General features: G+C 43.6%; 19 protein-coding genes, 2 pseudogenes, 1 riboswitch and 1 other annotated feature. Of the genes and pseudogenes, 15 read left to right on the plus strand and 6 right to left on the minus strand.

Annotated features, from left to right (window positions below; all coding sequences use genetic code 11):
• Positions 1-871: 871 nt before the first annotated feature.
• Complete coding sequence (locus PO771_RS07335) at positions 872-1,378, minus strand: RDD family protein (protein WP_272562610.1); 507 nt, start codon at positions 1,376-1,378, stop codon at positions 872-874.
• A 166-nt stretch (positions 1,379-1,544) separates the two neighbouring features.
• On the opposite strand from PO771_RS07335, the gene PO771_RS07340 reads away from it, so the two are divergent.
• Positions 1,545-1,886, plus strand: coding sequence for a zinc ribbon domain-containing protein YjdM (locus tag PO771_RS07340; RefSeq protein WP_272562611.1), 342 nt, complete (start codon positions 1,545-1,547; stop codon positions 1,884-1,886).
• Positions 1,887-1,958: 72 nt separating this feature from the next.
• Here PO771_RS07340 and PO771_RS07345 read toward each other — a convergent pair whose 3' ends face one another.
• Positions 1,959-2,567 (minus strand): undecaprenyl-diphosphatase, encoded by a 609-nt coding sequence (locus tag PO771_RS07345; protein ID WP_272562612.1) that lies wholly within the window; start codon positions 2,565-2,567, stop codon positions 1,959-1,961.
• 279 nt (positions 2,568-2,846) lie between these two features.
• On the opposite strand from PO771_RS07345, the pseudogene PO771_RS07350 reads away from it, so the two are divergent.
• From PO771_RS07350 to PO771_RS07365, 4 genes and pseudogenes are all read left to right on the plus strand, one after another.
• Positions 2,847-4,964 (plus strand): annotated as a pseudogene (locus PO771_RS07350) (heavy metal translocating P-type ATPase); the annotation flags it as partial.
• Between the two features lie 40 nt (positions 4,965-5,004).
• A complete protein-coding gene (locus PO771_RS07355; RefSeq protein ID WP_272562613.1) occupies positions 5,005-5,331 on the plus strand; it encodes an ArsR/SmtB family transcription factor in 327 nt (108 codons plus the stop codon).
• A 160-nt stretch (positions 5,332-5,491) separates the two neighbouring features.
• On the plus strand, positions 5,492-6,211 hold the full coding sequence (locus PO771_RS07360) for a YebC/PmpR family DNA-binding transcriptional regulator (protein WP_272562614.1): 720 nt from the start codon (positions 5,492-5,494) through the stop codon (positions 6,209-6,211).
• A gap of 220 nt (positions 6,212-6,431) precedes the next feature.
• On the plus strand, positions 6,432-7,217 hold the full coding sequence (locus PO771_RS07365; RefSeq protein ID WP_272562615.1) for a sulfite exporter TauE/SafE family protein: 786 nt from the start codon (positions 6,432-6,434) through the stop codon (positions 7,215-7,217).
• Between the two features lie 43 nt (positions 7,218-7,260).
• On the opposite strand, the pseudogene PO771_RS07370 reads toward PO771_RS07365, so the two are convergent.
• Positions 7,261-8,301: pseudogene (locus PO771_RS07370) on the minus strand (alkene reductase); the annotation flags it as partial.
• A 17-nt stretch (positions 8,302-8,318) separates the two neighbouring features.
• Complete coding sequence (locus tag PO771_RS07375) at positions 8,319-8,822, minus strand: RrF2 family transcriptional regulator (RefSeq protein ID WP_272562616.1); 504 nt, start codon at positions 8,820-8,822, stop codon at positions 8,319-8,321.
• 335 nt (positions 8,823-9,157) lie between these two features.
• Between PO771_RS07375 and PO771_RS07380 the strand changes: the two genes are divergently transcribed.
• Positions 9,158-9,997 carry an MBL fold metallo-hydrolase gene (locus PO771_RS07380; protein ID WP_272562617.1) on the plus strand — a complete coding sequence of 280 codons (840 nt, stop codon included), beginning with the start codon at positions 9,158-9,160 and terminating at the stop codon, positions 9,995-9,997.
• Between the two features lie 744 nt (positions 9,998-10,741).
• Here the strand turns inward: PO771_RS07380 and PO771_RS07385 are convergent.
• Positions 10,742-11,482, minus strand: a complete 741-nt coding sequence (locus PO771_RS07385) for an MBL fold metallo-hydrolase (RefSeq protein ID WP_272562618.1) — start codon at positions 11,480-11,482, stop codon at positions 10,742-10,744.
• Positions 11,483-11,808: 326 nt separating this feature from the next.
• Positions 11,809-12,040: a binding site (T-box leader), on the plus strand.
• A gap of 97 nt (positions 12,041-12,137) precedes the next feature.
• Between PO771_RS07385 and PO771_RS07390 the strand changes: the two genes are divergently transcribed.
• Positions 12,138-13,898, plus strand: a complete 1,761-nt coding sequence (locus tag PO771_RS07390; protein WP_272562619.1) for an aromatic amino acid hydroxylase — start codon at positions 12,138-12,140, stop codon at positions 13,896-13,898.
• Between the two features lie 101 nt (positions 13,899-13,999).
• Here PO771_RS07390 and PO771_RS07395 read toward each other — a convergent pair whose 3' ends face one another.
• A complete protein-coding gene (locus PO771_RS07395) occupies positions 14,000-14,650 on the minus strand; it encodes a DsbA family oxidoreductase (RefSeq protein ID WP_272562620.1) in 651 nt (216 codons plus the stop codon).
• Between the two features lie 236 nt (positions 14,651-14,886).
• On the opposite strand from PO771_RS07395, the gene htpX reads away from it, so the two are divergent.
• The 8 genes from htpX (at position 14,887) to PO771_RS07435 (ending at position 24,260) form a co-directional block, all read left to right on the plus strand.
• Positions 14,887-15,771: a protease HtpX gene (htpX, locus tag PO771_RS07400; RefSeq protein ID WP_272562621.1), complete on the plus strand. Its 885-nt coding sequence runs from the start codon at positions 14,887-14,889 to the stop codon at positions 15,769-15,771.
• A gap of 199 nt (positions 15,772-15,970) precedes the next feature.
• On the plus strand, positions 15,971-17,314 hold the full coding sequence (locus PO771_RS07405) for a cytochrome ubiquinol oxidase subunit I (protein WP_272562622.1): 1,344 nt from the start codon (positions 15,971-15,973) through the stop codon (positions 17,312-17,314).
• Positions 17,304-18,332: a cytochrome d ubiquinol oxidase subunit II gene (cydB, locus tag PO771_RS07410; protein WP_272562623.1), complete on the plus strand. Its 1,029-nt coding sequence runs from the start codon at positions 17,304-17,306 to the stop codon at positions 18,330-18,332. The genes PO771_RS07405 and cydB overlap by 11 nt, the downstream gene beginning before the upstream one ends.
• Before the next feature lie 54 nt (positions 18,333-18,386).
• Positions 18,387-18,579, plus strand: a riboswitch (cobalamin riboswitch).
• Positions 18,580-18,729: 150 nt separating this feature from the next.
• Entirely contained in the window at positions 18,730-20,988 is a 2,259-nt protein-coding gene (locus tag PO771_RS07415; protein WP_272562624.1) for a ribonucleoside-diphosphate reductase subunit alpha, read from the plus strand.
• A gap of 18 nt (positions 20,989-21,006) precedes the next feature.
• Positions 21,007-22,038 (plus strand): ribonucleotide-diphosphate reductase subunit beta, encoded by a 1,032-nt coding sequence (locus PO771_RS07420; protein ID WP_272562625.1) that lies wholly within the window; start codon positions 21,007-21,009, stop codon positions 22,036-22,038.
• Between the two features lie 162 nt (positions 22,039-22,200).
• Positions 22,201-22,866, plus strand: a complete 666-nt coding sequence (locus PO771_RS07425) for a PspA/IM30 family protein (RefSeq protein ID WP_272562626.1) — start codon at positions 22,201-22,203, stop codon at positions 22,864-22,866.
• Positions 22,867-22,967: 101 nt separating this feature from the next.
• Positions 22,968-23,474 (plus strand): DUF4178 domain-containing protein, encoded by a 507-nt coding sequence (locus tag PO771_RS07430; RefSeq protein WP_272562627.1) that lies wholly within the window; start codon positions 22,968-22,970, stop codon positions 23,472-23,474.
• A gap of 12 nt (positions 23,475-23,486) precedes the next feature.
• A complete protein-coding gene (locus PO771_RS07435; RefSeq protein ID WP_272562628.1) occupies positions 23,487-24,260 on the plus strand; it encodes a DUF4247 domain-containing protein in 774 nt (257 codons plus the stop codon).
• Positions 24,261-24,364: the final 104 nt, after the last annotated feature.

Here is a 24,364-nt window from a genome sequence, read left to right on the forward strand (position 1 = left end):
TGTCCAAAATAAACATTCATGGCTTTTCAGCCGCAACTCCGACATGAAAACCAGAGATCTTCACAGAAAAAAATTACCATATAAAATAAACCGAGGGTTCACCTATGCAGCCTATAACTGTTTTTGAATAAAAGTTAGGGATTTTCCTGCTTTGGCTGCATCATATACAAATTGAATCCAACCCTTGTTTTTCTTGGCTCGCTAGTGTTTCAGTCCCTCCGTAATCGTTGAATATCCAGTAAGGGTACAGAACGAGGCGGTAAAAGAAAGCAGTGCCCAGAAGCGATCAATCCTTATTCCTTTTCGTAATCATATTTGTAATAGTAACTTTACTATTTATTCTGTTATTTCATATTAAAGATGATAGTAAGAAATGGAGCAATCCAAAAGAATACAGATATTATTGGGTATACAGGATTAGATACATAGGATTTATCGTTGTAGCTTTTATGTGTTTTGGTGCGTTTTATAAATTTTTATTTAATTTTCAAAATGTTATTTCCGTAATTTATATGAACGGTTGTTGAGGATCAGGTGCGATCACTGCTCCTCTTTTCGTTATAGAGATAAACCGTTATCTAGTTACATGCAGAGAGAGGTATGGCTGACTAGCTCCCAAGAAAACTCAACCCCCGTTCCTTTTGGACTAACGAGGACGCTATCGCGGACTTGTACTGGAGCACCCATAGTAGTTCGGTAGAGAACATCTACACAGTTCCCGGCTTTAATAATAGCTATTTACCGATCATTCCTTTTTTGTTTATCTTATGAAAGACAAGGGACGATGCTATAAGCATTTGTCACGTAGTTTTTCTGCCCAAAAAAGAGACACCTGGAGGCACTTGTGCCTTCGGGTGTTCAAGTACGTTTTCTAGCTATTTTTTTTAGATGAAGATCCAACACCAAGAGTGGCATTGTTTTGTGAATCGTAAGCATCACTATTTACTACTAAACATCCTGACATCATATCGTGAAGCCCTTGTTTTTTTCCAGTGAATGCAATCATGATATAACCAATGCAAAAGATGCTAGAAAAAATTTTTCCAAAGTATCTCCCGGTAGCCTTGCCGAATGAAATACGTTCTCCATTCAGAGCTACCACTTTGATACCAAGTGCCCTTTTGCCAAAAGTGGCCTGCTTTTTCGAACTTTCCATTAAGGCGAAGTACAACCAGGTCACAACAGTAGTGAAAATGAATACAACGAATTGAAATAGTGCCATAATGCCATTCGCTACGCCTTCACCATAAGGATCTGCTGAATAAGCAGCAAAGCCCAAAAGAAACGATATAGGAATGACAATGATATTAATCGGAATCCCAACAATAAGTCCGTCAATAAATGACGCCAAGAACCGTTTCCAGAAGCCAGCGTACATAGCTCACTCTCCCCTCATATAGTCTTTACGTGACTCACTTATACATATGAAGGTCTACCTGGAATAATTACATGGATGCGATCGAGTGTTTGAACAATCGTGGTAAACATGGTAGACTTTTGGCTTGATATTAGAATGAGCAATAACGAATGGAGGAAATGAAAGTATGGTTAATTTGCCAAATTGCCCGAAATGTAATTCAGAGTACACGTACGAAGATGGAAGCCTTTTGGTTTGCCCGGAATGTGCGCATGAGTGGAGTGTAGAATCAGAAGGCGAAAATAGTGAAGATCAAAAGGTTATCAAAGATGCGAACGGAAATGTCTTACAAGATGGTGATTCTGTAACCGTAATCAAAGACCTTAAAGTAAAAGGAACCTCATCAGTCGTAAAAATAGGTACAAAAGTGAAAAATATACGATTGGTTGAGGGAGACCATGATATTGACTGTAAAATTGATGGTTTTGGAGCGATGAAATTAAAATCTGAATTTGTTAAAAAGGTATGATGATAGCTATTATATAAAAATAAGCAAGCAGCTTCCTGATCGGAAAGCTGCTTGCTTATTTTTGCTCCTTGTTTACGAAGACTTATTTTTGCTGTTCATCGTTAAAATACCATTTTCAACTTTAGTAGCAAAAGAAAGAATCTCATTCATAGTTTGGTACATAAATTTTACTTTTGGTAACAAATAATGAACGGTAAGAGCTGTCAATGTTCCGAGAATACTACCGACTAATACATCACCTGGATAATGTACCCCGACCCAAACACGCGAAAATGCAATGCCAAGTGCTAACAGCAGCCAGGCCCAGCTCATCTTTTTGCGGAACAGCCAAAAAGAAACAGCGATGACAAGCGCTCCTGTAGCATGATTGCTAGGAAAAGAGGCATTATTGGCGTGATCAATTAATTGAATGACATCATGTGTGGCAAACGGACGTGGACGATAAAAGAAATGTCCGATTACCCCGCTTATTCCTAAAGCTACACAAGCGGATAATAAAGCCTGGAGAACCATCTGGCGATTTTTCTTCGTACCAGAAAACCAATACACAACAATACCGAGATAAAGAATGTACGCTCCGTATAAAGAAAGAAATTTCATAACCAGGCTAAGTATAGGATGAGAAGGGCAAAGCTGATTAATCGTTTGAAATAGAGAAAAGTCAATTTGTGAAAGTTTCATATTCGGTTTGTACTCCTGATTAAAATGTAAATGTATATTGTAACGTTTTACGTTCGTCTCGATGCTAGCACCATTAAACTATAATCATATCATACTAGCTGTTACTCGCATAGATCATGCTCGGCCAACTTTGCTTGGACAACAGCTGTATATGATGATTGTATCAATTGACAAACAAGTAGCATACCGTATAATCAAGTATATGAATTAGTGCTCATATACTCAATATACGCACATGGGAAATCAGGAGGGGAGACTGTGGCAACACGAACGGAATTGTTACTAGAGGGATTAGACTGCGCCGGTTGTGCGAGCAAAATACAGGAAAAAGTAAACCGGTTGGATGGTGTGGAAGAAGCAAATGTTGATTTTGTTTCACGCCGCTTGATTATACATGTAGAAGACGAAAATAATGCACAAAAAATAGTGGGGCAGGCAAAAGTAATCGTAAATGAGTTGGAACCCCACATAGAAATCATCGAAGCAAGCAAGCATGCTCCTAAAGAACGCGCGGAACATGACCATCATCATGCAAACTCTACCAAAAAAATGATGATTCGACTGGCTGCTGGCGGTTGCATTGCCTTATTTGCAGGGTTAACAAAGCTACCCTTGCCGATTGAACTTGCTTTATTCTTGCTTAGTTATGTCATTGTCGGTGGAGATGTAGTGCTTCGTGCCGTTAAAAATATGGCAAGAGGGCGAGTGTTTGATGAACACTTCCTGATGACCATTGCGACAGTCGGTGCGTTTGCTGTGCAACAATTCCCGGAAGCGATTGGCGTTATGCTTTTCTACCAAGTAGGGGAATGGCTGCAAGGAATTGCGGTGAATCGCTCACGTAAATCGATTGGTGCGTTGATGGATATTCGACCGGATTACGCAAATGTAAAAGTAGGAACTGAAATAAAAACGCTCTCTCCCGAAGAGGTAAAAATCGGAGACATCATTGTCGTCAAACCCGGCGAAAAAATTCCACTGGACGGGAACGTTATCGAGGGAAGTGCATTGGTAGATACTTCTGCGTTAACAGGTGAATCCATGCCGAGGGACGTAGAACCGGGAAGTGAAGTATTAAGTGGGTTCATTAACAAAAATGGTGTCATCACGATAAGCGTCACAAAAGAATATGGCGAATCGACCGTTTCAAAAATCTTGGACCTTGTCCAGCATGCAAGCAGTCGAAAAGCACCGACGGAAAACTTCATTACAAAATTCGCGCGCTATTATACACCAGCCGTCGTAATCGGTGCATTGTTACTGGCGACCATTCCGCCGTTATTCATTTCAGGGGCGCATTTTTCTGATTGGGTGTACCGTGCATTAATATTCCTTGTCATTTCTTGCCCATGTGCGCTCGTCATTTCCATTCCGTTAGGGTTTTTCGGTGGGATTGGTGCAGCGTCCAAAAAAGGGATTCTTGCAAAAGGCAGCAACTATCTAGAGGCACTTAACGACGTAAAATATGTAGTCTTTGATAAAACAGGCACCTTAACCAAAGGGGTATTTACGGTAACGGATATTCAGTCAAAAGGAAAACTGAAACAAGCTGAGTTGTTAGAATACGCTGCGTATGCAGAAGCATATTCTAACCATCCGATCGCGCAATCCATTCGTCAGGCGTATGGAAAAGAGATTGATAACAGCCGTATAGAAGCGTATGAAGAAATTTCAGGACATGGCATTCGCGTAAACATTCATGGCAAAAAGATTATTGCAGGGAATGCTAACTTGATGAAGAAAGAGGGAATTGACTTTATTACTCCAGAAACGGTCGGTACGGTTGTTCATATTGCCGCAGATGGTGTATATGAAGGGTATATCGTCATTTCTGACGAACCAAAAGAAGATGCCAAACGAGCCATCCAACAATTAAAGCAGCTCGGAATTAAAAAAATTGTAATGCTTACAGGTGATGCACAAAACGTAGCCGAAAAGGTTGGCCGTCAATTAGGACTGGATGAAGTGTATGCGGAATTACTTCCACAAGATAAAGTCAAAAAGCTAGAAGAGTTAGAGACGCAAAAAACTACGAAAGAAAAATTGATCTTTGTTGGAGATGGAATTAATGATACCCCTGTTTTAGCAAGAGCGGATGTTGGGGTTGCGATGGGGGGGCTTGGTTCGGATGCGGCTATCGAGGCAGCTGATGTTGTGATTATGACAGATGAGCCAGCAAAAGTGGCAACAGCGATTGCCATCGCCAAACGTACGCGGAGAATCGTATGGCAAAATATCGGATTCGCGCTCTTGATCAAAGGATTTTTCCTGCTGCTTGGCGCATGTGGGATTGCGACAATGTGGGAAGCTGTATTTTCTGATGTTGGTGTCACGATCCTTGCGGTACTAAATTCGATGCGAGTGTTACGAGTAAGCAGCATAGACGAAACGATGTAGCGCATGATTCATTCTTTATGGGACAGAAAGGAGAATGAGGATGGAGCATAAGGGGCATCGTAGCCCAGCAACGTGCGACAGTTTGGATGAGGAAACGTTATTTATGGTTTCGCAAACCTTTAAAGCACTATCTGATCCTACACGTATTCGAATTTTATACTTATTATCACAAAAGGAATGTGCGGTTAGTGAAATTGCAGAGGAGCTTGGGCTATTGCAGTCCACTGTTTCACACCAGCTTCGGTTTCTAAAAAATTTACGGTTGGTAAAGTTTAGGCGAGCAGGGACTACCTTGTATTATTCGCATGATGATGATCATGTTATGGATTTGTTACGTGAGGCGATTCATCATGCATGCCATGATTAGCTTGACAAATCCATCACACAGGAATACCGCTCCCGTAGGTATCCGACGAAAAAGCCTTGTTTTCTAGTGTACAGCTTTATTTTACCGATACAATTGAGGTATAATATACCCGGATAAATAAATGCAGTGTAGATTCAAAGTTGAAAGAGAGTGGAACAGTATGGGGCGTAAGTGGAACAATATTAAGGAAAAAAAAGCGTCAAAAGACGCAAATACGAGTCGGATATATGCGAAGTTCGGAAAAGAAATTTATGTAGCAGCCAAACAGGGTGAACCAAATCCAGAATCAAATCGCGCTTTAAAAGTCGTACTCGAGCGTGCGAAAACGTACAGTGTACCGAGAGCAATTATTGATCGTGCGCTGGAAAAAGCAAAAGGCGGTTCTGAAGAAAGCTATGACGAGCTTCGTTATGAAGGCTTCGGACCAAGTGGATCGATGGTAATCGTAGATGCACTGACAAATAACGTGAACCGTACGGCATCTGATGTGCGTGCTGCTTTTAGTAAAAACGGTGGCAACATGGGTGTAAGCGGTTCGGTAGCGTATATGTTTGATGCTACAGCGGTCTTTGGTTTTGAAGGAAAAACAGCAGATGAAGTGCTTGAAATTTTAATGGAAGCAGATGTAGATGCACGTGATATTTTAGAAGAGGATGATGCGGTTGTCGTATATGCGGAACCGGATCAATTCCATGCCGTACAAGAGGCGCTCAAAAATGCTGGTATAACGGAATTTAACGTTGCAGAGCTGACAATGCTTGCACAAAATGATGTAACACTTCCGGAAGATGCACAAGCACAGTTTGAAAAAATGATTGATGCATTAGAAGATCTGGAAGATGTGCAGCAAGTGTACCATAATGTAGATTTGGGTGAATAATAGTAAGAAAGAGGCTGTCCAGAAGTTACTTCGGGACAGCCTCTTTACTATTTTTTCAGGACATCCATTACATTTTCTACTCTTCTATATATAAAAAAGAGTTGACAAAAAATATTTTCAGGTTGATACTGTACATATCTCCACATACCCATAGGGGTAATGAAGAGAGCGTAATGAAATGGATATAAGTATAGTTTTAACAAGAAAGGGGGATGAACCTATGACAGTTGGCCTTGTGATCACTTTACTCCTGATCGGCTTTATCGGTTCGTTTCTTTCTGGCATGTTGGGGATTGGTGGGGCCATCATTAATTATCCGATGCTGCTCTTCTTACCTGCCTTGCTAGGTGTAGCACACTATTCAGCACATGAAGTTTCCGGGATGATTGCCATACAAGTGTTTTTTGCGAGTTTGAGCGGCGTATTGGCGCTCCGCAAAGAAAATGTGATGAATTATCGACTGATTGGTTATATGGGAACCGCTATTATTATCGGCAGTTTGGCGGGAGGATATGGTGGACGGTATTTACCAGAAGAGATTGTAAATATGATTTATGCAATTCTTGCAACGATTGCTGCTGTTATGATGTTGATTCCGCGTAAAGGGAACGATGATAAGCGTGAAATGGAAAAGATAGAATTCAATCGCGTAATTGCGGTGATTTCTGCTTTTATTGTCGGGATTTCCTCGGGAGTTGTCGGGGCAGGTGGCGCTTTTATTCTGGTGCCGATTATGCTGACGGTTTTAAAGATTCCGGCTCGTATTACGATTGCCTCTTCGCTCGCTATTACTTTTATTTCATCGATCGGGTCAAGTGTTGGTAAGTTAATGGCAGGACATATTTTGCTCTGGCCAACAGTTGTTATTGTACTAGCTAGTGTTCTTGCGGCACCTTTAGGAACAAAGGTAAGCAAGCGAATGAATGCAAAGGTGCTACAGTTGATTCTTGCTATTCTCATCGTTGGAACCGCAATAAAAATCTGGTTCGATTTGCTAAGTAAATAAAAAACGGGAAAACAGTGATGTCTTCCCGTTTTTTTTTGTTGCATTAACGTAGAGTTACGAGATGCTGTTTGGCGTCATATGTGACAAGGGATTCATCATGTTGAACCCGATGTAGAAAATCAGGATTTGCGATAAGCGGACGACCAACCGCAGCTACGTCAATCGTACCTTCCTCTAATGCTTTTTCCGCAGTTTCTACATCCAAACTACCTACCCCGACAATGATGCCCTTCCAATGCTTGCGTACGAGTTGGTGCAGCGTTTTATTGTCTGCGATTACTTGTGTAAAATTCATCGTAGAAGGATGAATCATCGTTACGCCGACTTCGTTAAAGGCTGCAATAAATGTTTGAATCGCAGCTTCCGGGTCTTCCCACATGTAGTTCGGGTTATCCATTTTCAACGCGGAGAAACGGATGAGTGTGCGGTCTGTTCCGATGGCATCGATAACGGCACGCAGAACTTCTTTCATAAAGGTAAGGCGCTCGGCAAGGTCTCCACCGTATTTGTCAGTCCGATGATTCGAAATATCGGAATTAAATTGGTCGATGAGATAGCCGTGTGCCCCGTGGATTTCCACACCGTCAAAGCCTGCTTCGATCGCATTTTTTGCAGCCTGCGCGTATTGAGCAATTACTTCCTGAATGTCGCCCGTGGTCATCTCTTCCGGGACATCATACGGTTTGCGGAAACGCGGTACGACTCCTTCGGCTTGAATCGCGGACGGAGCTTGCGGTGGAAGACCGCCGGCTAGTTCATGGTGAGTAACGCGACCTACATGCCAGATTTGTGCAATAATAGTGCCGCCTTCGCTGTGAACAGCGTCGGTTACTTTTTTCCAGGATTCAATTTGTGCGGGAGAATATATACCGGGAACACCAGGATTTCCTTTCCCGCGCGGGCTGATAACGACCCCTTCGGTAATAATCAGGCCAATCCCATCTGCTGCTCGCTTGCGATAATATTCTACGACATCCTCGCCGACTACCCCGGTTTGATCATCAGCAAAGCAGCGCGTCATCGGAGCCATCGCTGTGCGGGTTTTTAGATTCCAGGCACCGATTGTAACAGGTTCAAATAATTTGTCATATGTTTTGTTTGTCATTGTGCAGTCCCTCCATTTATTTGTTCATGTATCCACGTTTCAAGTGCGAGGAGTTTATGCTGTGGATACGTGTTTGTAACTTTTTCCTGCAAGCTGGCCAGCGTTTCGGTTTTTAGTACGTCTGTCCAGGCGTTTTCTGCGTCCTTCATCAGGATCTCAAGGGCGCATGATTCGTGGGAAGAGCAGGTCTTCTCATCTGCGAACAGATGGGAGGATACACCTTGATTCAGATACAACGATTGGCAGCCTTCCACAGCGACATAGATGTCGTACACGGTAACATCCTCTGGCTGTTTCGCGAGAGAAAATCCGCCGCGAATACCTGGTGTAGAGTGTACGAGCCCGGCATGAACTAACTTTTGCATTAATTTTTTTAGATAGGAAGGGGAAACGCCCAGCCGTTCGCTAAGTGGTTCTGCCGGAAGGCTTGTGCGCTTTGGAAGCCGAACGAGAATAAGCAGTGTGTAGACGGCTTGTTCCATTCCTGTTTTCATTCGCATTTTTTATTCACCTATTCAAAATATAATATTAAGGATAAACATTATCCTTAATGAGGATGATAAATTGAAAAAAGAAAAAAAGCAAGCCTTTAGAGCCTGCTTTTTTTCATATAGTTGTTTATACTTTGAATGTGCTCAGTTCACGGTGAAGTTCATCAGCCAATTGGCTGAGCGAGTGGGCGGAGGGTCAGTACCCAGAATAGCAGTGCTGAAGCGCTTAGCGTGATGATGAAATCTCATCCGGAACGCTCATTTGTTGATAATTCTATGGCGGCAATACTCTTATTGCTTAAATAGCATGTCGTGTATCTGTACATTATAGGGGGAGATAAAATATGAAGGTGTCTGTTCTGCTTGACAATAACACATTGATTGACCGCTATTTTTTTGGGGAGCCAGGGGTGTCATTTTACATAGAAGATAACGGAAAGAAAATTTTGTTTGATACGGGATACTCTGATGCTTTTGTACGAAATGCAGAGAAAATGTGCATTGACTTGCGCCAGCTTGATCATATTGTTTTATCACACGGACATGTCGATCACAGCTGGGGGCTGACGTATCTGGCTCGAATGTATATGGAAGCCAAAATTGAGGATGTGCCGCATACACAGCCATCTATTATCGCCCATCCTGCTGTATGGGAAAGTAAAAAGTTTGGTGACATGGGGGAGATCGGAAGTTTATTTAGCGAGCAAAAGATTCAAATGCACTTTGCTACTCATACGTCTATAGAACCTGTTTGGTTGACTGAAAATTTGGTGTTTCTTGGTGAGATTCCAAGGCATTTTGAGTTTGAAGGAAAAGAAGTTATTGGAACCGTTAGTAGAAATGGAGAAGAGACCGATGATTTCGTAATCGATGATACTGCCTTAGCGTACCGCTCACCTAACGGATTAGTGATTATAGTAGGTTGTGCTCATTCCGGAATTTGCAATATTGTCGAGTATGCAAAGCAGGTGTGTGGAGATGAGCGGATTATAGATATTATCGGGGGGTTCCACCTTCAGCATCCGTCCAAGGAACAAATGGAGCAGACTGTGGAATACATGAAAGGACTGCGCTTGCCTGTTATGCATCCGTGCCATTGTACAGACTTTTCGTCTAAAGTAGCACTGACTAGGGCAGCGTCTATTCAGGAAGTGGGGGTAGGGCTCCGGCTTCAATATGAGTAAATGACCGAGGTTGTCTCAAAAGCCAGAACGTGGTGGGTGGGACAGCCTCTTTTTTTGTAGAATCGACAACGTGTGGTGGGGAGGGAGTGGGAGAAGGAAGGAGCCGTTCGCTTCGGTACGCTGGCAGGGAAGTGGGGGCTGTCCGCTCCGGGAGCCCGACAAACTCGCCCGCAAAGAAAATCTATGATGTTGATTCATAGAAGGATTGCGGGCAAAGGTCCGTTCGTTGTTCTCCCTCCGCTGAGTAGGCGCGTACAGGCGCTCTTGCTCCTCCCTTCTCCCACTCCCCGCACAACGTTTTGTTTTACAAAAAACATGCGGCGCCAGAATGGATTTACTCGATAGACATTGGCTTTTTGAAAGCATGCTTTCTTTATTTTTTACCCGCATAGCAAAGCTTAGCATCTTAATATTGCTTGATGGTGTTTAACCAAAGTGTGCTAGGAGTGGGATTGGGCGGGGAAGCGGAACGCCTGTACGCGACTTCCTAGCGGAAGGGGCCGGGCGAACGGGCCTTTGCCCACAATGCTTCGATGCATATACATCGCGGTCATCTTTTGTGGGCGAGTTCGTCTGGAACCTGAAGCGGGCAGTCCCCACTTCTCTGTAAGCGTACCTAAGTGACGAGGCCCCGCCCGATCCTGCTCCTCCACCACACATTGGAAAAAATCGCCCACCAAGAAAAGAAAGAGGCTGTCTCAGCCGCTATGCTACAGCTTTTGAGACAACCTCGGTTATCGCCAATCAATGGTCTTTGATAATAGCTCGGAGTTGATCTTTAATGTTCCCGGTACATACGCCCCCGTGATAGCAAATCACGGTTTCGATATCGAGCGGTAAGAATTTTTCGAGAGAGCGAAGAGCGGTATCCATATCAAGTGTAGTTCTTTGTACGGGTCCATGTAAGATGCCGTCCACACTAACCATAGCATCTCCGACAATAAGTGTTTTACTTTGCTTCAAATATAAACTAATATGACCGGGAGTATGTCCGGGTGTAAACAGAACGAGAATTCCTCCGCAGTACGGAAGTTCTTGACCGTCCACCAATGTTTTGTCTACTTTCGCTGTCGGTGGATTTTCGCATAATGCCAGCAATTTTTGGCGTTCGTTTTCGGGGAGGGAGGCTGCGACTTTAGCAATGCTGCTTGGGTTTGTTTTGATCAAGGGCAGTGTGCCTTCGATATATGGCTTGTCTAGTTCGTGGGCATATACTTCAATACGCCCATTGGACTCGTGCACGATGTCAGCAGTACTACCGATATGGTCAATATCCTGATGTGAGAGAATAATGGCTTTTACTTTGTCAAATGATACACCAGACTCAATCATGGCTGCGCGTAATTTTTCCATATCCCCAGGCATGCCTGTATCAATCAAGATGGCTGTTTCATCATCCCAAATGAGTGTGGGATTCAAGAACATACGACCGCCGAATCCCTCCGCTTGTAATTCGAGCATTTCTACTCCGTTCGCAATTCTCATTGGCTATCCCCCTTGTGGATTGTTTTTGTACAGATGAATCGTACATAGTATATTGTATCACATTCTTTTTATTATTTTTAGTTTAAATAATTTATCATACCATATAAAATTTATTTTGTCAAGAACAAAAGAGGTTTAGACATACACAAAAAGAGTAGTTCGAAGCATTTCTGGAATTTTATGTCGTGGGTTCACGATACGTGTCCTCTCTTGCAAGGCGAGATCATTGTGATTTCTCTGTTAAAATAATGAAAATCTGTTGACAATTATGTTCAGGCCCCTTTATAATTCAACGTATTCAAAAAAACGTACCTGTTACAGGTGTATATAGAGCATTGAAAGGAATACAGTAGTGCCTGGAATTTTTGTCTCAGAGAGCTGATGGTCGGTGCGAATCAGTACATATCCAAGCATGAATTACACTCCCCGAGCTTCTTTTTCGTAGTAAAGATCTGGTCTTTATGAAGGGAAAGACGGCAATAAAGCCGTTATCAAAATAAGAGTGGTGAGCACTTGCTCGCAACTAGGGTGGTACCGCGATGTTTATTCGTCCCTACTGGTTTTCCAGTAGGGATTTTTTGTGTTTATCAAATAACGAATGGAGACAAGCATTATGCTCCCTGAGCTTCTTAATGCAGAAAGGAAGGAATCTAGTATGAAACAATTAGTAAAATCTACAGCACAAATTCCGGCACACTTGAGACAATTTGTCTCTCAACAGCATTATGAAGACTATACCCCTGTTGATCACGCTGTATGGCGCTACGTTATGAGACAAAATCATCATTTTCTTAAAGACACAGCACATCCTGCATATGTCGAAGGGCTTTTAGCATCAGGGATTGATATCGAAGCGATTCCAAAGGTATCGGACATGAACGAGCGCCTTGCGAAAATCGGCTGGGGGGCTGTGATTATCGATGGACTAATCCCTGGCGTTGCCTTCTTTGATTTTCAAGCTCACGGTATTTTACCGATTGCCGTAGACATTCGAAAAGTGGAAAACATTGAATACACACCGGCTCCAGATATTATTCATGAATCTGCGGGACATGCGCCTATTTTGTTTGACGCTAAATATGCATCATATGTAAAACGGTTTGGAGAAATTGGAGCGAAAGCATTTGCAACAAAAGAGGAACATGAGGTTTTCGAAGCGGTAAGACACTTATCGATTGTAATGGAAGACCGCGATTCTACACCTGAACAAGTTGCAGAAGCAAAACAAATGCTAAGTGAAAAACAGAAAGCTGTAAAAGGGATGTCCGAAGCAGAGCAAATCTCACGCATCTTTTGGTGGACAGTAGAGTACGGACTAATCGGAACGGTAGAAAATCCGCAAATTTATGGTGCTGGACTCTTATCATCGGTAGGAGAAAGCAAGCACTGCTTATCCGAAGAGGTAGTGAAGCTACCGTTCTCCGTAGAGGCTTGTATTCAAACAAGTTACGATGTGACAACGATGCAGCCGCAATTATTTGTATGCGAGAGCTTTGACCAATTGATAGAAGGAATTGAAGAGTTTTCAAGAACAATGGCATTTCAAACAGGTGGAACGGAGAGCTTGGATAAAGCGTTACGATCAGGCAGCACGGCTACATTTGTGCTAAATTCCGGATTGCAAATTACAGGGTCTATTACAAACATTCATAAAGATTCAAACGGAGAAGCCATTTACGTAAATACAATGGGGCCTACAGCTTTAGCTATCGATAACAAGGAACTTCCAGAACATTCAAAAGATGTTCATAGAGATGGCTTTGGAACACCGATTGGTTTATTGGACGGCAACATTTTACTCGAAGAATGTACAGACGAACAACTTGCTGCGTTAGGAATTGTAAAAGGCCAACTAACGACGCTATCGTTTAAAAGCGGTGTTCAAGTAACTGGGACAGTCTCAAATATTATCCGAAATAAAGAAAAAGTAGCGCTGATCTCTTTTGAAAGCTGTAATGTTGTAGTAGGGGATACCGTATTATTTGCAGAGCAGTGGGGAACATTCGACATGGCGGTAGGATCTGCAGTCATCTCTGCTTTTCCGGGGGCTGCGGATACAGAAGCCTTTTTCGATACAGTGGAAATGGAAGAAGATAGTTTAACAACACCAAAACAATTAACAGAGTTAGAAAGTATGTACCAGACAATCAGAGATACTCGTGAAAAAGCAATATGGGATGAACAGAGTATAGCTGCTGTTCAAGAAGTTCTTCAAACATTGAGAAGTTTTTACCCGAAAGAATGGCTGTTACGCTTAGAAATTCTCGAGTTATTTGTCATTCATCATGTACAAACTTCAAACAAAGAACAGGTTCTTGAGGAATTACTCAATCTTAGTAAAACAAAAGAGCTTCAGCGTCTCATCAAAAATGGCCTAGAGTTACTTCCGCTTCGAGTTGGGAATCACGGGTGCTAAACAGATTTTAAAAAAAGGTTTTTACTCCGTCAAGAGTAAAAACCTTTTTTGTGTAGTGGTGGCTTGATGTGTCGTTAACGTGCTATGAAGCATTTCTAAGATTAGCAATGTCCATTCATGTCACAGTGCATTCCATCAAATTCGGTTGTTTTATTTTTCTCTAATTCCTGATCAATAATTTGGGCTAATCTTTCTTTGCTAGCCAGTCCTTGAACGACTTCTTTACCAATCACAAACGTTGGCACCGCCATAATTTGAGCCTCTTCATAGGCATGTTTCAGTGCTTCTTGATGCACTTCACGATACTTTCGTGATACTAATGCTTCTTTAAATGCATCCTTAGAGAGACCGACTTCATCCGCTAATTTTGTTAACACCTCAATGTCTTCAATGTTTTGTTCTTCTTGGAAGAAGGCAGTAAACACTCTGTGGTGATACTCGTTTCCTTTCCCATGTTCCTTTGCGAAATGGTACCCTTCAAAAGCCAAATGCGTATATGGATGTGGAGAGACACGTGGTAAACGCATGTCAATTCCTAACTTTTTCGCAGCAGGGAGAATAAAGGAATCCCATGAACTTAATTTTGCAGGATCTTGCCATGGGTCAATTTTTTCATGAGGGCTAGGACGTAATTCAAATGGCATCCATTCTACTTCTACATCTTTTTCCTTGATGATTTCATCTAATGGGCCTGTACCTAAAAAACAAAATGGACAAATAAAATCAGAGTAAGCTTTAATTTTTATCGTCATGTATGACCGCACCTTTCCTTTTTAATTCTTTTGTTGTAACTATAATAGTTACAACTAGGATGAAAGTCAATTCATTTATGATAAAAACTTTAACGGATACTTTATTCAAAAAAATGAAACTATGAATAAATTTTTTCGTATAAAAACTATAGCTTGTTGGATGCAGAAGGAAGCAGAGTTGTCTAAACTGCTTTCTTTATTTGTTAGCAGGGCAAAAGTAAAGAAGGAGTGGAAATGTGTTTAAAAGAATTGGTTTATTCATGCTTGTGAACATCCTCGTAATGGTCACAATCGGGGTCATTACAAGTTTACTAGGGGTGCAGTATTACGTTACATCTCGAGGAATTAACTTTGGAGCGTTACTCGTATTCAGCGGCGTGGTCGGCTTTTCTGGCGCATTGATTTCGCTTTCGCTTTCACGTATCATAGCGAAATGGTCGATGGGTGTGCAAGTTATTGATCCGAATGGTCCGCTTCGATCACACGAAAAAGCGTTGCTTGAAGAAGTATATAGTTTAGCTCGCAAAGCAGGATTGCGTGTTATGCCGGAAGTTGGGGTGTATGATTCACCGGAAGTAAATGCTTTTGCGACAGGTCCGAGCAAAAGTCGTTCCCTTGTAGCGGTGTCGAGTGGTTTGCTAGAAGAGATGGACGAGGATGCGGTGAAGGGCGTATTAGCGCATGAGATCGCACATATTGCCAATGGGGATATGGTGACGATGACATTATTGCAAGGTGTCATTAATACATTCGTCGTATTCTTATCGCGCATATGTGCCTATGTAGCGTCTCGCTTTGTTCGAGAAGATATGGCTCCGATCGTGCAGTTTATTGCGTCGATTATCTTTGATATTTTGTTCTCGATTTTAGGTAGCATTGTGGTGATGGCGTTCTCTCGTTATCGTGAATATCAGGCAGATGCCGGGGCGGCTCGCCTGACAGGTAAGGACCGAATGATTCATGCACTGCAATCACTAAAGCATACGGTAGAGTTGGTAGATACGGAACAGAAATCGGTGGCGGCTTTTAAAATCAGCAGCGGTAGAAACGGATTTCTTAGCTTGTTTGCGAGCCATCCGGATTTGGATGATCGCATTCAGCGTTTGCAATCTATGAAGTAGTATACAAAAAATAAAGGCCCGAGCTTTGCCGGAAAATGGCAGGCTCAGGCCTTTTTCATGACAATCTAATGAACAGGAGATTATTTCATCCTGTTATCACGAATGATTCACTATGTCTACACGATTTCAACACACTTTATAGGTATATTGCGCTTGTAGCACCAATACAGCAACGCGTAAGCCAAGGAGGAGTGTTGGTATGACAAGTGTTATCATGTTGAGTCGGATTCAGTTTGCGGTCACGGTGTTTTATCATTTCCTGTTCGTCCCTCTTACGATTGGTCTGGTTATTTTAGTAGCGTATATGGAAACGCAGTACGCTCGCACACGTCAGCCTTTGTATCGCCAGATGGCTGATTTCTGGGGTAAGTTATTTTCGATTAACTTCGTGCTTGGAGTGGTCACAGGGATTACGATGGAGTTTCAATTCGGAACGAACTGGTCGGAGTATTCGAAGTATATGGGGGATATTTTTGGCTCACCTCTTGCGATTGAAGCGCTCGTTGCCTTCTTTTTAGAATCAACCTTCATGGGGCTCTGGTTATTTGGGCGCGATAAAATTTCGCCGAAGATGCGTGCTTTCTCGATCTGGATGGTTGCCATTGGTACGAATATTTCGGCCTTATGGATTATTACGGCTAATGGATTTATGCAGCATCCGGTTGGTTACGTGATCCGCAACGGTCGCGCGGAGCTGAATAGCTTTTATGAATTGGTGACGAACTCGTATGCATGGTATATGTTTTTCCACACGGTTGTAGCCAGCTACATTGTCGGTTCCTTCTTTGTGATGGGTATTAGCGCGTATCATCTGATTCGCAAGCAAAATGTTCCATTTTTTGAAAAATCATTTTCGATTGCACTCGCTCTTGGATTGTTGGCCGCTACGGCTACTCCATTTATTGGTCATGAGCATGGGGTGCATACAGCAGAGAAGCAGCCAGCGAAAGCCGCCGCGATGGAGGCAGTATGGGAAACGCAACAATCAATGCCGTTCTCGATTATTTCGATTCCTGATCCGAAGAATGAACGGAATATTGAGGCGTTATCAATTCCGTATATGGGCAGTTTCTTTTATACGAATAACTTTACCGGAAAAGTGACAGGTTTAAAGGATATTCCGGCTGATGAGCGTCCGAATGTAAATCTCGTATTTTATAGCTTCCGATCGATGGTGGCACTTGGGATGTATTTCCTGGCACTTGTCTGGTACGGATTTTATCTCGTGCGGAAAAATCAGCTTGTGTCCTCATCTCGTTATTTAAAAGTAGTGTTATACAGTATGCTGCTTCCATATGTGGCGATTAATCTCGGTTGGGTCGTGGCAGAAGCGGGTCGTCAGCCATGGGTTGTATATGGCTTAATGAAAACGGTCAACGCTATCTCACCGATTTCAGTATCACAAGTTATATTCTCGCTCTTAGGTCTCGTATTGTTCTATAGCATTCTGATTATCGCAGATGTCATCCTTCTTGTGAAATACGCCAAGTCTGGTCCGAAGGCTTACAAGGAAGGAAAGGGGGAATTGCAGCATGTCTCATGATATGTTAGCCATGATCTGGTTTGGACTGTGGGGAGTAATCTGGACGGTATATTTCGTGCTTGATGCATATGGACTCGGAACCGGAATGCTGTTTCCGTTTCTTGCAAAAGATGAGCGAGAGCAGCGCCAGCTTCAGGAGTCAATCGGACCGTTCTGGGGCGGAAATGAAGTCTGGCTGATTACAGCAGGTGGGGCGACGTTTGCGGCGTTTCCCCTGACGTATGCGTTGATGTTTAGCTATTTGTATACACCGCTGATGTTGATTTTGTTCAGCTTGTTTTTTCGTGCGGCGGGACTTGAGTTCATGCACAAAATGGATCATCCGCGCTGGAAATCGTTTTGGAAGTGGAGTTTTTTCACAGGCAGTTTTGCCATTGCGCTGTTGTTTGGGGTAGCGTTTGCCAATTTGTTTTATGGATTGAGAATTGATGAGACGGGCTATCACGGTACGCTATTGTCCTTGCTGCATCCGTATGGCATAGCTGGCGGACTCGTATTCGTGACACTGTTTCTGCTATCTGGAAGTTCGTGGATTGCGTTTAAAACAGTCGGGGAGATTCGGACGCGTGCGCTGAATGTAGCAAAGAAAGTATGGTTTTTTGCGATGGCGCTGCTTGCCATTTTTATGGTAGCAACAAACAATCTAACGCCGTTGTTCGACAAGTTCGTCCAGTATCCCGCGCTCTGGCTTCTGCCTTTGCTGTCTATGACATTCCTCTTGTTTGTCATGATTGCACTGAATCAAGATCGTCCGGGAATCGCCTTCGGTGGTGTGTGTGCTTCGATTGCGTTGCTGATGGCGGGAGGATTTGCGGGAATGTTTCCGAATATGCTTCCATCTGCTTTGGACCCTGCGTCGAGTGTTACGTTATTTGAAGCGGCGGCAAGTAAGTTGAACTTGACGATTATGCTCGGTGTCGCACTTGTCATGGTTCCGATCGTCCTGACGTATCAGCTCTGGTTGTACCGCATTTTTCGGGAGAAGATCTCACCTGAGAATGCAAAAGGATATGAATAAAGAATACAACTCTTGTTTATTTGGATATGTTGTTGTATCGTATAACTCATACAACTACATATAGTGCTTTGTGGTGTGCCTGTGAGAACGCTCCAGGTACTTAAAAGGGAAGTTCGGTGCAAGTCCGACACGGTCCCGCCACTGTAAAGGGGAGTATGCTTCTACGATGCCACTGTTTGAAAAAAATGGGAAGGCGAAGCATGCAATGAACCTGAGTCAGGAGACCTGCCGCAGAGTAAGACACAGGAAGTAGCCACGGGAGATGGTGAAGTGTCAGTGAAGAGTAGTTTTCAACATCATAAGGCTCTTTACTTTGACATGAACAAGCATCTTTCTTGGACGACGGGAAAGATGCTTTTTTGCGTGGTTCTATCCTGATGAACAGGAGGAGAAATAAATGATCGTATATAAGCCTGACAACCGTGCTCTGCAATTTGATAAAGAAAGGCTATTGCGCTCGATTGATCGTTTGACAACAGGGATAGCCGGTGTAAAGTCGGATGTACTAGGGAAATATGTATTGGCTAAGCTTGCGGAGGGCGAGCTTCATGCAGAGGCGATTACCCGCACGATTTATATGACAGCACTGGAGCTTGTATCGAAGGAAGAAGCGAACTGGACGTATGTAGCGGCCCGTGCTTATTTGAACGGGTTATATAAACAGGCCGCGCGCAATCGTGGCTATAAGGCGTATCCAGATCGTCCGTATGGTTCCTTCTCTCGTCTAGTAGCGCAGCTTGTGGAACAAGGGATTTATCAGGAGCAGCTGCTGACTACATACAGCTCAAGAGAGTTAGAGGAATTAGGAGACATGATCGACCATGAGCGAGATCATTTGTTTACCTATATTGGCGTTGTGACGTTGACGGAGCGATATTTGGCATGTGACTTTGCGGGACGAATCTATGAATTGCCGCAGGAACGCTTTTTAATGATTGCGATGCAGCTGATGATGCAGGAACAGCCGGAGAAGCGACTTGCGCTCGTAAAAGAAGCGTACTGGGCGCTTAGCAATCATTATATGACGGTCGCGACACCGACGATGGCAAATGCAGGCAAGGCAAGGGGCGGGCAATTGTCGAGCTGCTTCATTGATACAGTAGATGATTCTCTTCAGGGGATTTATGATTCCAATACGGATGCGGCGCGCTTGTCCAAGATGGGCGGCGGAATTGGTGTGTATATGGGGAAGGTAAGAGCGCGAGGGTCGTCCATTCGTGGCTATGAAAATAAATCAAGCGGCGTAATCCCATGGATTCGCCAGCTGAATAATACGGCGGTGAGCGTCGATCAGTTAGGGACACGCAAGGGAAGTATTGCGGTGTATTTGGACGTCTGGCATAAAGATATTTTGGCGTTCCTCGATATTAAGCTGAATAACGGAGATGAACGCATGCGGGCGCATGACATATTCCCTGGGGTGTGCATTCCTGATTTGTTTATGGAAGCAGTGGAACAGCGGGCGGAGTTCCATTTGTTTGATCCGCATGAAGTCCGGCAGGTGATGGGTTTCTCGCTAGAGGACTATTATGATGAAGAGCCGGGGCAGGGAAGTTTTCGTGAGCGATACGAAGCGTGCGTGCGCCATGCTAAGCTCAGCCGCATTACAGTCCCGGCGATTGAGATTATGAAGCGGGTAATGATTTCCCAGCTAGAGACCGGCACACCGTTCATGTTTTATCGTGATACGGTGAATCGGGCGAATCCGAACAAGCATGCTGGAATGATCTATGCGAGCAACTTATGTACAGAAATTATGCAAAATATGTCGGCGACAACGGTTGTGGAAGAGACGATGGAAGATGGCGAGATCGTCATTCGCAAGAAGCCAGGGGATTTTGTCGTGTGTAACTTGTCAAGCGTTCATCTTGGACGAGCCGTGCCAGATGGTGTGCTGGAGCGTCTGATCCCCATTCAAGTTCGTATGCTGGATAATGTAATTGATAATAACAAAATCGACGTCCTGCAGGCGCAGCATACGAATCGGCGCTATCGTGCGGTCGGTCTTGGGACGTTCGGCTGGCATCATCTGCTAGCGAAGAAGAGAATTTCCTGGGAAAGTGAAGCGGCTGTGCAATTTGCGGATGAGTTGTATGAGCGCATTGCTTATTTAACCATTCAGGCATCGTGTGAGCTAGCGCAGGAAAAAGGCGCATATCCGCTCATCCACGGAAGCGAATGGGAGAGTGGTACATATTTTACCCGTCGGGAATATGAATCAGCGGCATGGCAGGAACTTGCGGCAAGAGTTGCTCAGCATGGGGTGCGGAACGGATACATGATGGCGGTGGCACCGACTGGCTCGACATCGATTATCGCTGGTTCGACCGCTTCGATTGATCCGGTATATGAGCTAATCTCATATGAAGAGAAGACGACGTATAAAATTGCCAATCCAGCACCGGATTTATCGCCAGAGACGATCTGGTACTATAAAACAGCCTTTCATCTGGACCCACATGCAGGCATTCAGCAGGCGGCGGCCCGACAGCGCCACATCGATCAGGGACAGAGCGTGAATTTGTACGTACGCCCGGACATTCATGCTCGTGATTTTCTCGGGCTGCATCTTGCGGTGTGGAAGCAAGGGGTTAAAACAACGTATTATGTGCGCAGTCGAGCGGTCGAAATCGATGTGTGCGAGGCGTGTGTATAAAGAAAGTAGGGAGAAAATATGTTACAGACACAACAAGTTTTTAATACAGAGGCACCAAATAAATCAAACCGAATTATTAACGGGCAGTGCTCCGGTGTTCTGAATTGGGATGACATTCGGCGCCCTGAGATGTACAAGCTGTATCGCGTACTGATCGCCAACCACTGGATTCCGTCTGAGATTGCGATGAATAAAGATAAGCAGCAGTTTGCGGAATTGAGCGCTGTCGAGCAGGAAGCGTACAAAAAAATCATCGGATTATTAGCGGTACTTGACAGTATGCAGACAAACTTTGTTACAGATGTAGGGCAGTATTTGACAGATTCATCGCTTGTTGCGATTGCGGCGATTATTAATCAGCAGGAAGTGATTCATAACCAATCGTACTCGTATGTGTTATCAAGTATTGCGGACTACCAGACGCAGAAAGAAGTGTTTGAATACTGGAAGCATGATGAGGTGCTACAGCGGCGCAATTTGTTCATTGCCCGCATGTACCAGCACTTCCGGGAGGAGAAAACGCCGCAGACATTTCTTGAAGCGCTTGTAGCGGATATGATTCTGGAGGGAATTTTCTTTTATAGCGGGTTTGCTTTCTTTTATAACCTTGCTCGCCATCAAAAAATGCTTGGCACAAGCCAGATGATTAGTTACATTCAGCGGGATGAGGCACAGCATGCGTACTTTTTCGGGGAAGTGTTCAAGATGCTGTTGGAGGATTTCCCGGAGCTGAATACAGACGCGAACCGTGCTTTCGTCTATGAAAGAGTCGAGGAAGCGGTTCAGCTAGAGACGGAGTGGGCGCATGAAGTGCTTAGTGGTATAGAGGGCATTGATCTGGTAGAGTTCCAGGATTATATTCGTTACATTGCGAATAAACGATTGCAGACGATGGGATTGGATAAGGCGTACGGCGGGGTGGATAACTGCATGCCGTGGATTCGCCCGTTTTCAGACGAGGCGCTCAATCAGACGAAGACGGACTTTTTCGAAGGAAAGTCGCGCACGTATGCAAAAGTGACGACGATAAATGGATTCGACGATTTATAAAAAAATTTAAATATAGCCCTTCCTATCTTTTTATAAGGATAGGAAGGGTTATTTGGTATTTAACTAGAATTTTTTATGATGAAAAAAGAAACCAAAAAAATTGTATCTCGTATATACTGGTGAGCATAAAAATTTGGCCTGAATTCGAGGAGGAACTATACGATGTCACTATTTAAACGATTGCGTGATCTTACTCTTTCAAATGTGTATGCTTTAATTGAAAAAGCGGAAGACCCGGTAAAAATGCTGGATCAATACATTCGAGATATGGTAGAAGACTTAGAAGAAGCAGAAAAAGCAGTTGCGGCGCAAATCGCGATTGAGAAAAAGTTTAAAGTTTTGTATGAAGAGCAGGAAGCACTCGTACAAAAACGAGCTGAGCAGGCAGAGAAAGCGGTACAGGTAGAAAATCTTGATCTAGCACGCCGTGCGCTGGAAGAGAAGAAAAGCGCATCGCAAAAAATGGATGAATATAAAGCTGCATACGAGCAAAATAAAGCGGCAGCTGAGCAGCTGCGCGAAAAACTGCGCGAGATGCAAAAGCAAGTAACCGAGATGAAAAATAAACGGGAGACACTCGTTGCTCGTGCGAATGCAGCGAAAGCCCAAACAGAAATTAACAAAGCGATGGCAGGCTTCGGCTCTGATACGGCACAGGCTGGATTAAAACGTATGGAAGAAAAAGTGCTCCAGATGGAATCGCAAGCGGAAGCATCAAACGAACTGTCACGCAAAGAGAAGTCGCTTGATGATGAATTTGCGGCTTTGACAAAAGATGCGGATATTGAGAATGAATTAGCCGCTTTGATGAAAAAACATCAGAAGTAAGGCACAGCATGTTATAGCACCCCTTACCATAAACATGGCAGTATCCATGTTTAGGCAAGGGGTGTGTTTTGTAGGTAGCAAATAGGGGGAGGAAGATACAAATGAGTTTATTTGAGCGCATTGCGAACATCTTAAAAAAGCCTGAGCCACCGAAACCGGAGAAAAGTGTCCGGGATTTAGGACCGGGAGATATTGTAGAAGTATCCCTGGTCACATATGAAGTGGTTGGAAGTACACAAAGTCCAAAGCGCAAGGCGGTTTTTCTAACATTACAGGATGGTAGCACCGTGAATTACTTGAAAATCGAAGAGCGGGAACGTGTGTATTACGAGTTGTATACCGCTATCGATGGCCGCCTGGATTCGGTGGATGAGATTCCGACCACAATCGAAATGGAAGATACGGTTTATCATATGGAAGAACAATACTCAGGTAATGTGCTCAGCCAAGGAAAGACGCCTTTCTCAAGCGGTAGCGAACAATACGTCTGGGAATTCCAGTCAGACAATCGGAAATTACTTCGAATCGAATGGCAGGATGGACGCATGATGATGTATGAAGGGGAGTCAGTTATTCCTGGTGATGTAAAAGTCATACGGGCAACATAGGAGGGAAAAGCGATGGTAACAAGGCTCCTCACATCGGTCAAGGTTATTTTGATAGGTGCGTTACTCGCTTTAACACTAGCAGGATGCGGAGGTGAAGCGGCAGAGAATTCGTACCCGCTGGAGTCGATTACACAAAACGGTCAGCAGCAGTCTAAAGTATATCGCGCGGAAAATAAGACAGTTCCACAAGTAGCAGAAGAGCTTAGGCAGCAGGAAGAGCCAAAAGAAATCTCCAAAACAGATACCGAGCGAATGTTCCTTGTTTACCCGGATAAGTGGTACCATCTTCAAAAAGATCCCAAAAAGCCAGAAGATACATTAATTGAGGTCAGCAATAATGAATTTGTCCGTCAGAATTATAGTCCTTCCTTTTTAGAAGGATACATTTTAGCCAGCGTACTAGATAACTTATTTGATTCACATAAACGATATGATGGCAAGTACCGTGGATATACGGAGCGGGATATCTATAGGCCAAAAACTACGTATCATACACCTACAGCACAAGAGAAGAAAGTGACGCCACCGATTACAACACAGAGCAGTGGATCGATTATTAAGCGAAGTGATCGACCGTCATCTACCTCAAACAGTGGGAAAACATCGGTTGGCACAAATGAAAGTCCTACGAAAAAAGGGAAGATTGTAAAGTCATCTGATGAGGGTGCTTCGTACAATAAGAGGAAGGAAATTAGGCCGAGCAGTTCGAGTTTTTCCAGACCACAAAGCAATTCTCCACCTCGAGTTAATAGTGGAGGATCAGGGAAAATTACAAAACGAAGATAAGATCGTAAACAAGGCATCGCCCCGGTACAGTAGGCGATGCCTTGTTGTCTGATATCAGGACGCTTTTGTTTTGAAAGATGTCTATATTTCGTACATTACATTTA

This window comes from Aneurinibacillus uraniidurans (genome assembly GCF_028471905.1).
GTDB lineage: Bacteria > Bacillota > Bacilli > Aneurinibacillales > Aneurinibacillaceae > Aneurinibacillus > Aneurinibacillus uraniidurans.

Bases quoted from the DNA above. Each gene is read 5' to 3' on its own strand.
- PO771_RS07335 (WP_272562610.1), bottom strand. From the start codon at position 1,378: ATGTACGCTGGCTTCTGGAAACGGTTCTTGGCGTCATTTATTGACGGA.
- cydB (WP_272562623.1), top strand. From the start codon at position 17,304: ATGTCTCATGATATGTTAGCCATGATCTGGTTTGGACTGTGGGGAGTA.
- PO771_RS07385 (WP_272562618.1), bottom strand. From the start codon at position 11,482: ATGAGAATTGCGAACGGAGTAGAAATGCTCGAATTACAAGCGGAGGGA.
- PO771_RS07405 (WP_272562622.1), top strand. From the start codon at position 15,971: ATGACAAGTGTTATCATGTTGAGTCGGATTCAGTTTGCGGTCACGGTG.
- PO771_RS07365 (WP_272562615.1), top strand. From the start codon at position 6,432: ATGACAGTTGGCCTTGTGATCACTTTACTCCTGATCGGCTTTATCGGT.
- PO771_RS07390 (WP_272562619.1), top strand. From the start codon at position 12,138: ATGAAACAATTAGTAAAATCTACAGCACAAATTCCGGCACACTTGAGA.
- PO771_RS07380 (WP_272562617.1), top strand. From the start codon at position 9,158: ATGAAGGTGTCTGTTCTGCTTGACAATAACACATTGATTGACCGCTAT.
- PO771_RS07360 (WP_272562614.1), top strand. From the start codon at position 5,492: ATGGGGCGTAAGTGGAACAATATTAAGGAAAAAAAAGCGTCAAAAGAC.
- PO771_RS07420 (WP_272562625.1), top strand. From the start codon at position 21,007: ATGTTACAGACACAACAAGTTTTTAATACAGAGGCACCAAATAAATCA.
- PO771_RS07345 (WP_272562612.1), bottom strand. From the start codon at position 2,567: ATGAAACTTTCACAAATTGACTTTTCTCTATTTCAAACGATTAATCAG.
- PO771_RS07435 (WP_272562628.1), top strand. From the start codon at position 23,487: ATGGTAACAAGGCTCCTCACATCGGTCAAGGTTATTTTGATAGGTGCG.
- PO771_RS07375 (WP_272562616.1), bottom strand. From the start codon at position 8,822: ATGCGAATGAAAACAGGAATGGAACAAGCCGTCTACACACTGCTTATT.
- PO771_RS07425 (WP_272562626.1), top strand. From the start codon at position 22,201: ATGTCACTATTTAAACGATTGCGTGATCTTACTCTTTCAAATGTGTAT.
- PO771_RS07395 (WP_272562620.1), bottom strand. From the start codon at position 14,650: ATGACGATAAAAATTAAAGCTTACTCTGATTTTATTTGTCCATTTTGT.
- PO771_RS07430 (WP_272562627.1), top strand. From the start codon at position 22,968: ATGAGTTTATTTGAGCGCATTGCGAACATCTTAAAAAAGCCTGAGCCA.
- PO771_RS07340 (WP_272562611.1), top strand. From the start codon at position 1,545: ATGGTTAATTTGCCAAATTGCCCGAAATGTAATTCAGAGTACACGTAC.
- PO771_RS07415 (WP_272562624.1), top strand. From the start codon at position 18,730: ATGATCGTATATAAGCCTGACAACCGTGCTCTGCAATTTGATAAAGAA.
- PO771_RS07355 (WP_272562613.1), top strand. From the start codon at position 5,005: ATGGAGCATAAGGGGCATCGTAGCCCAGCAACGTGCGACAGTTTGGAT.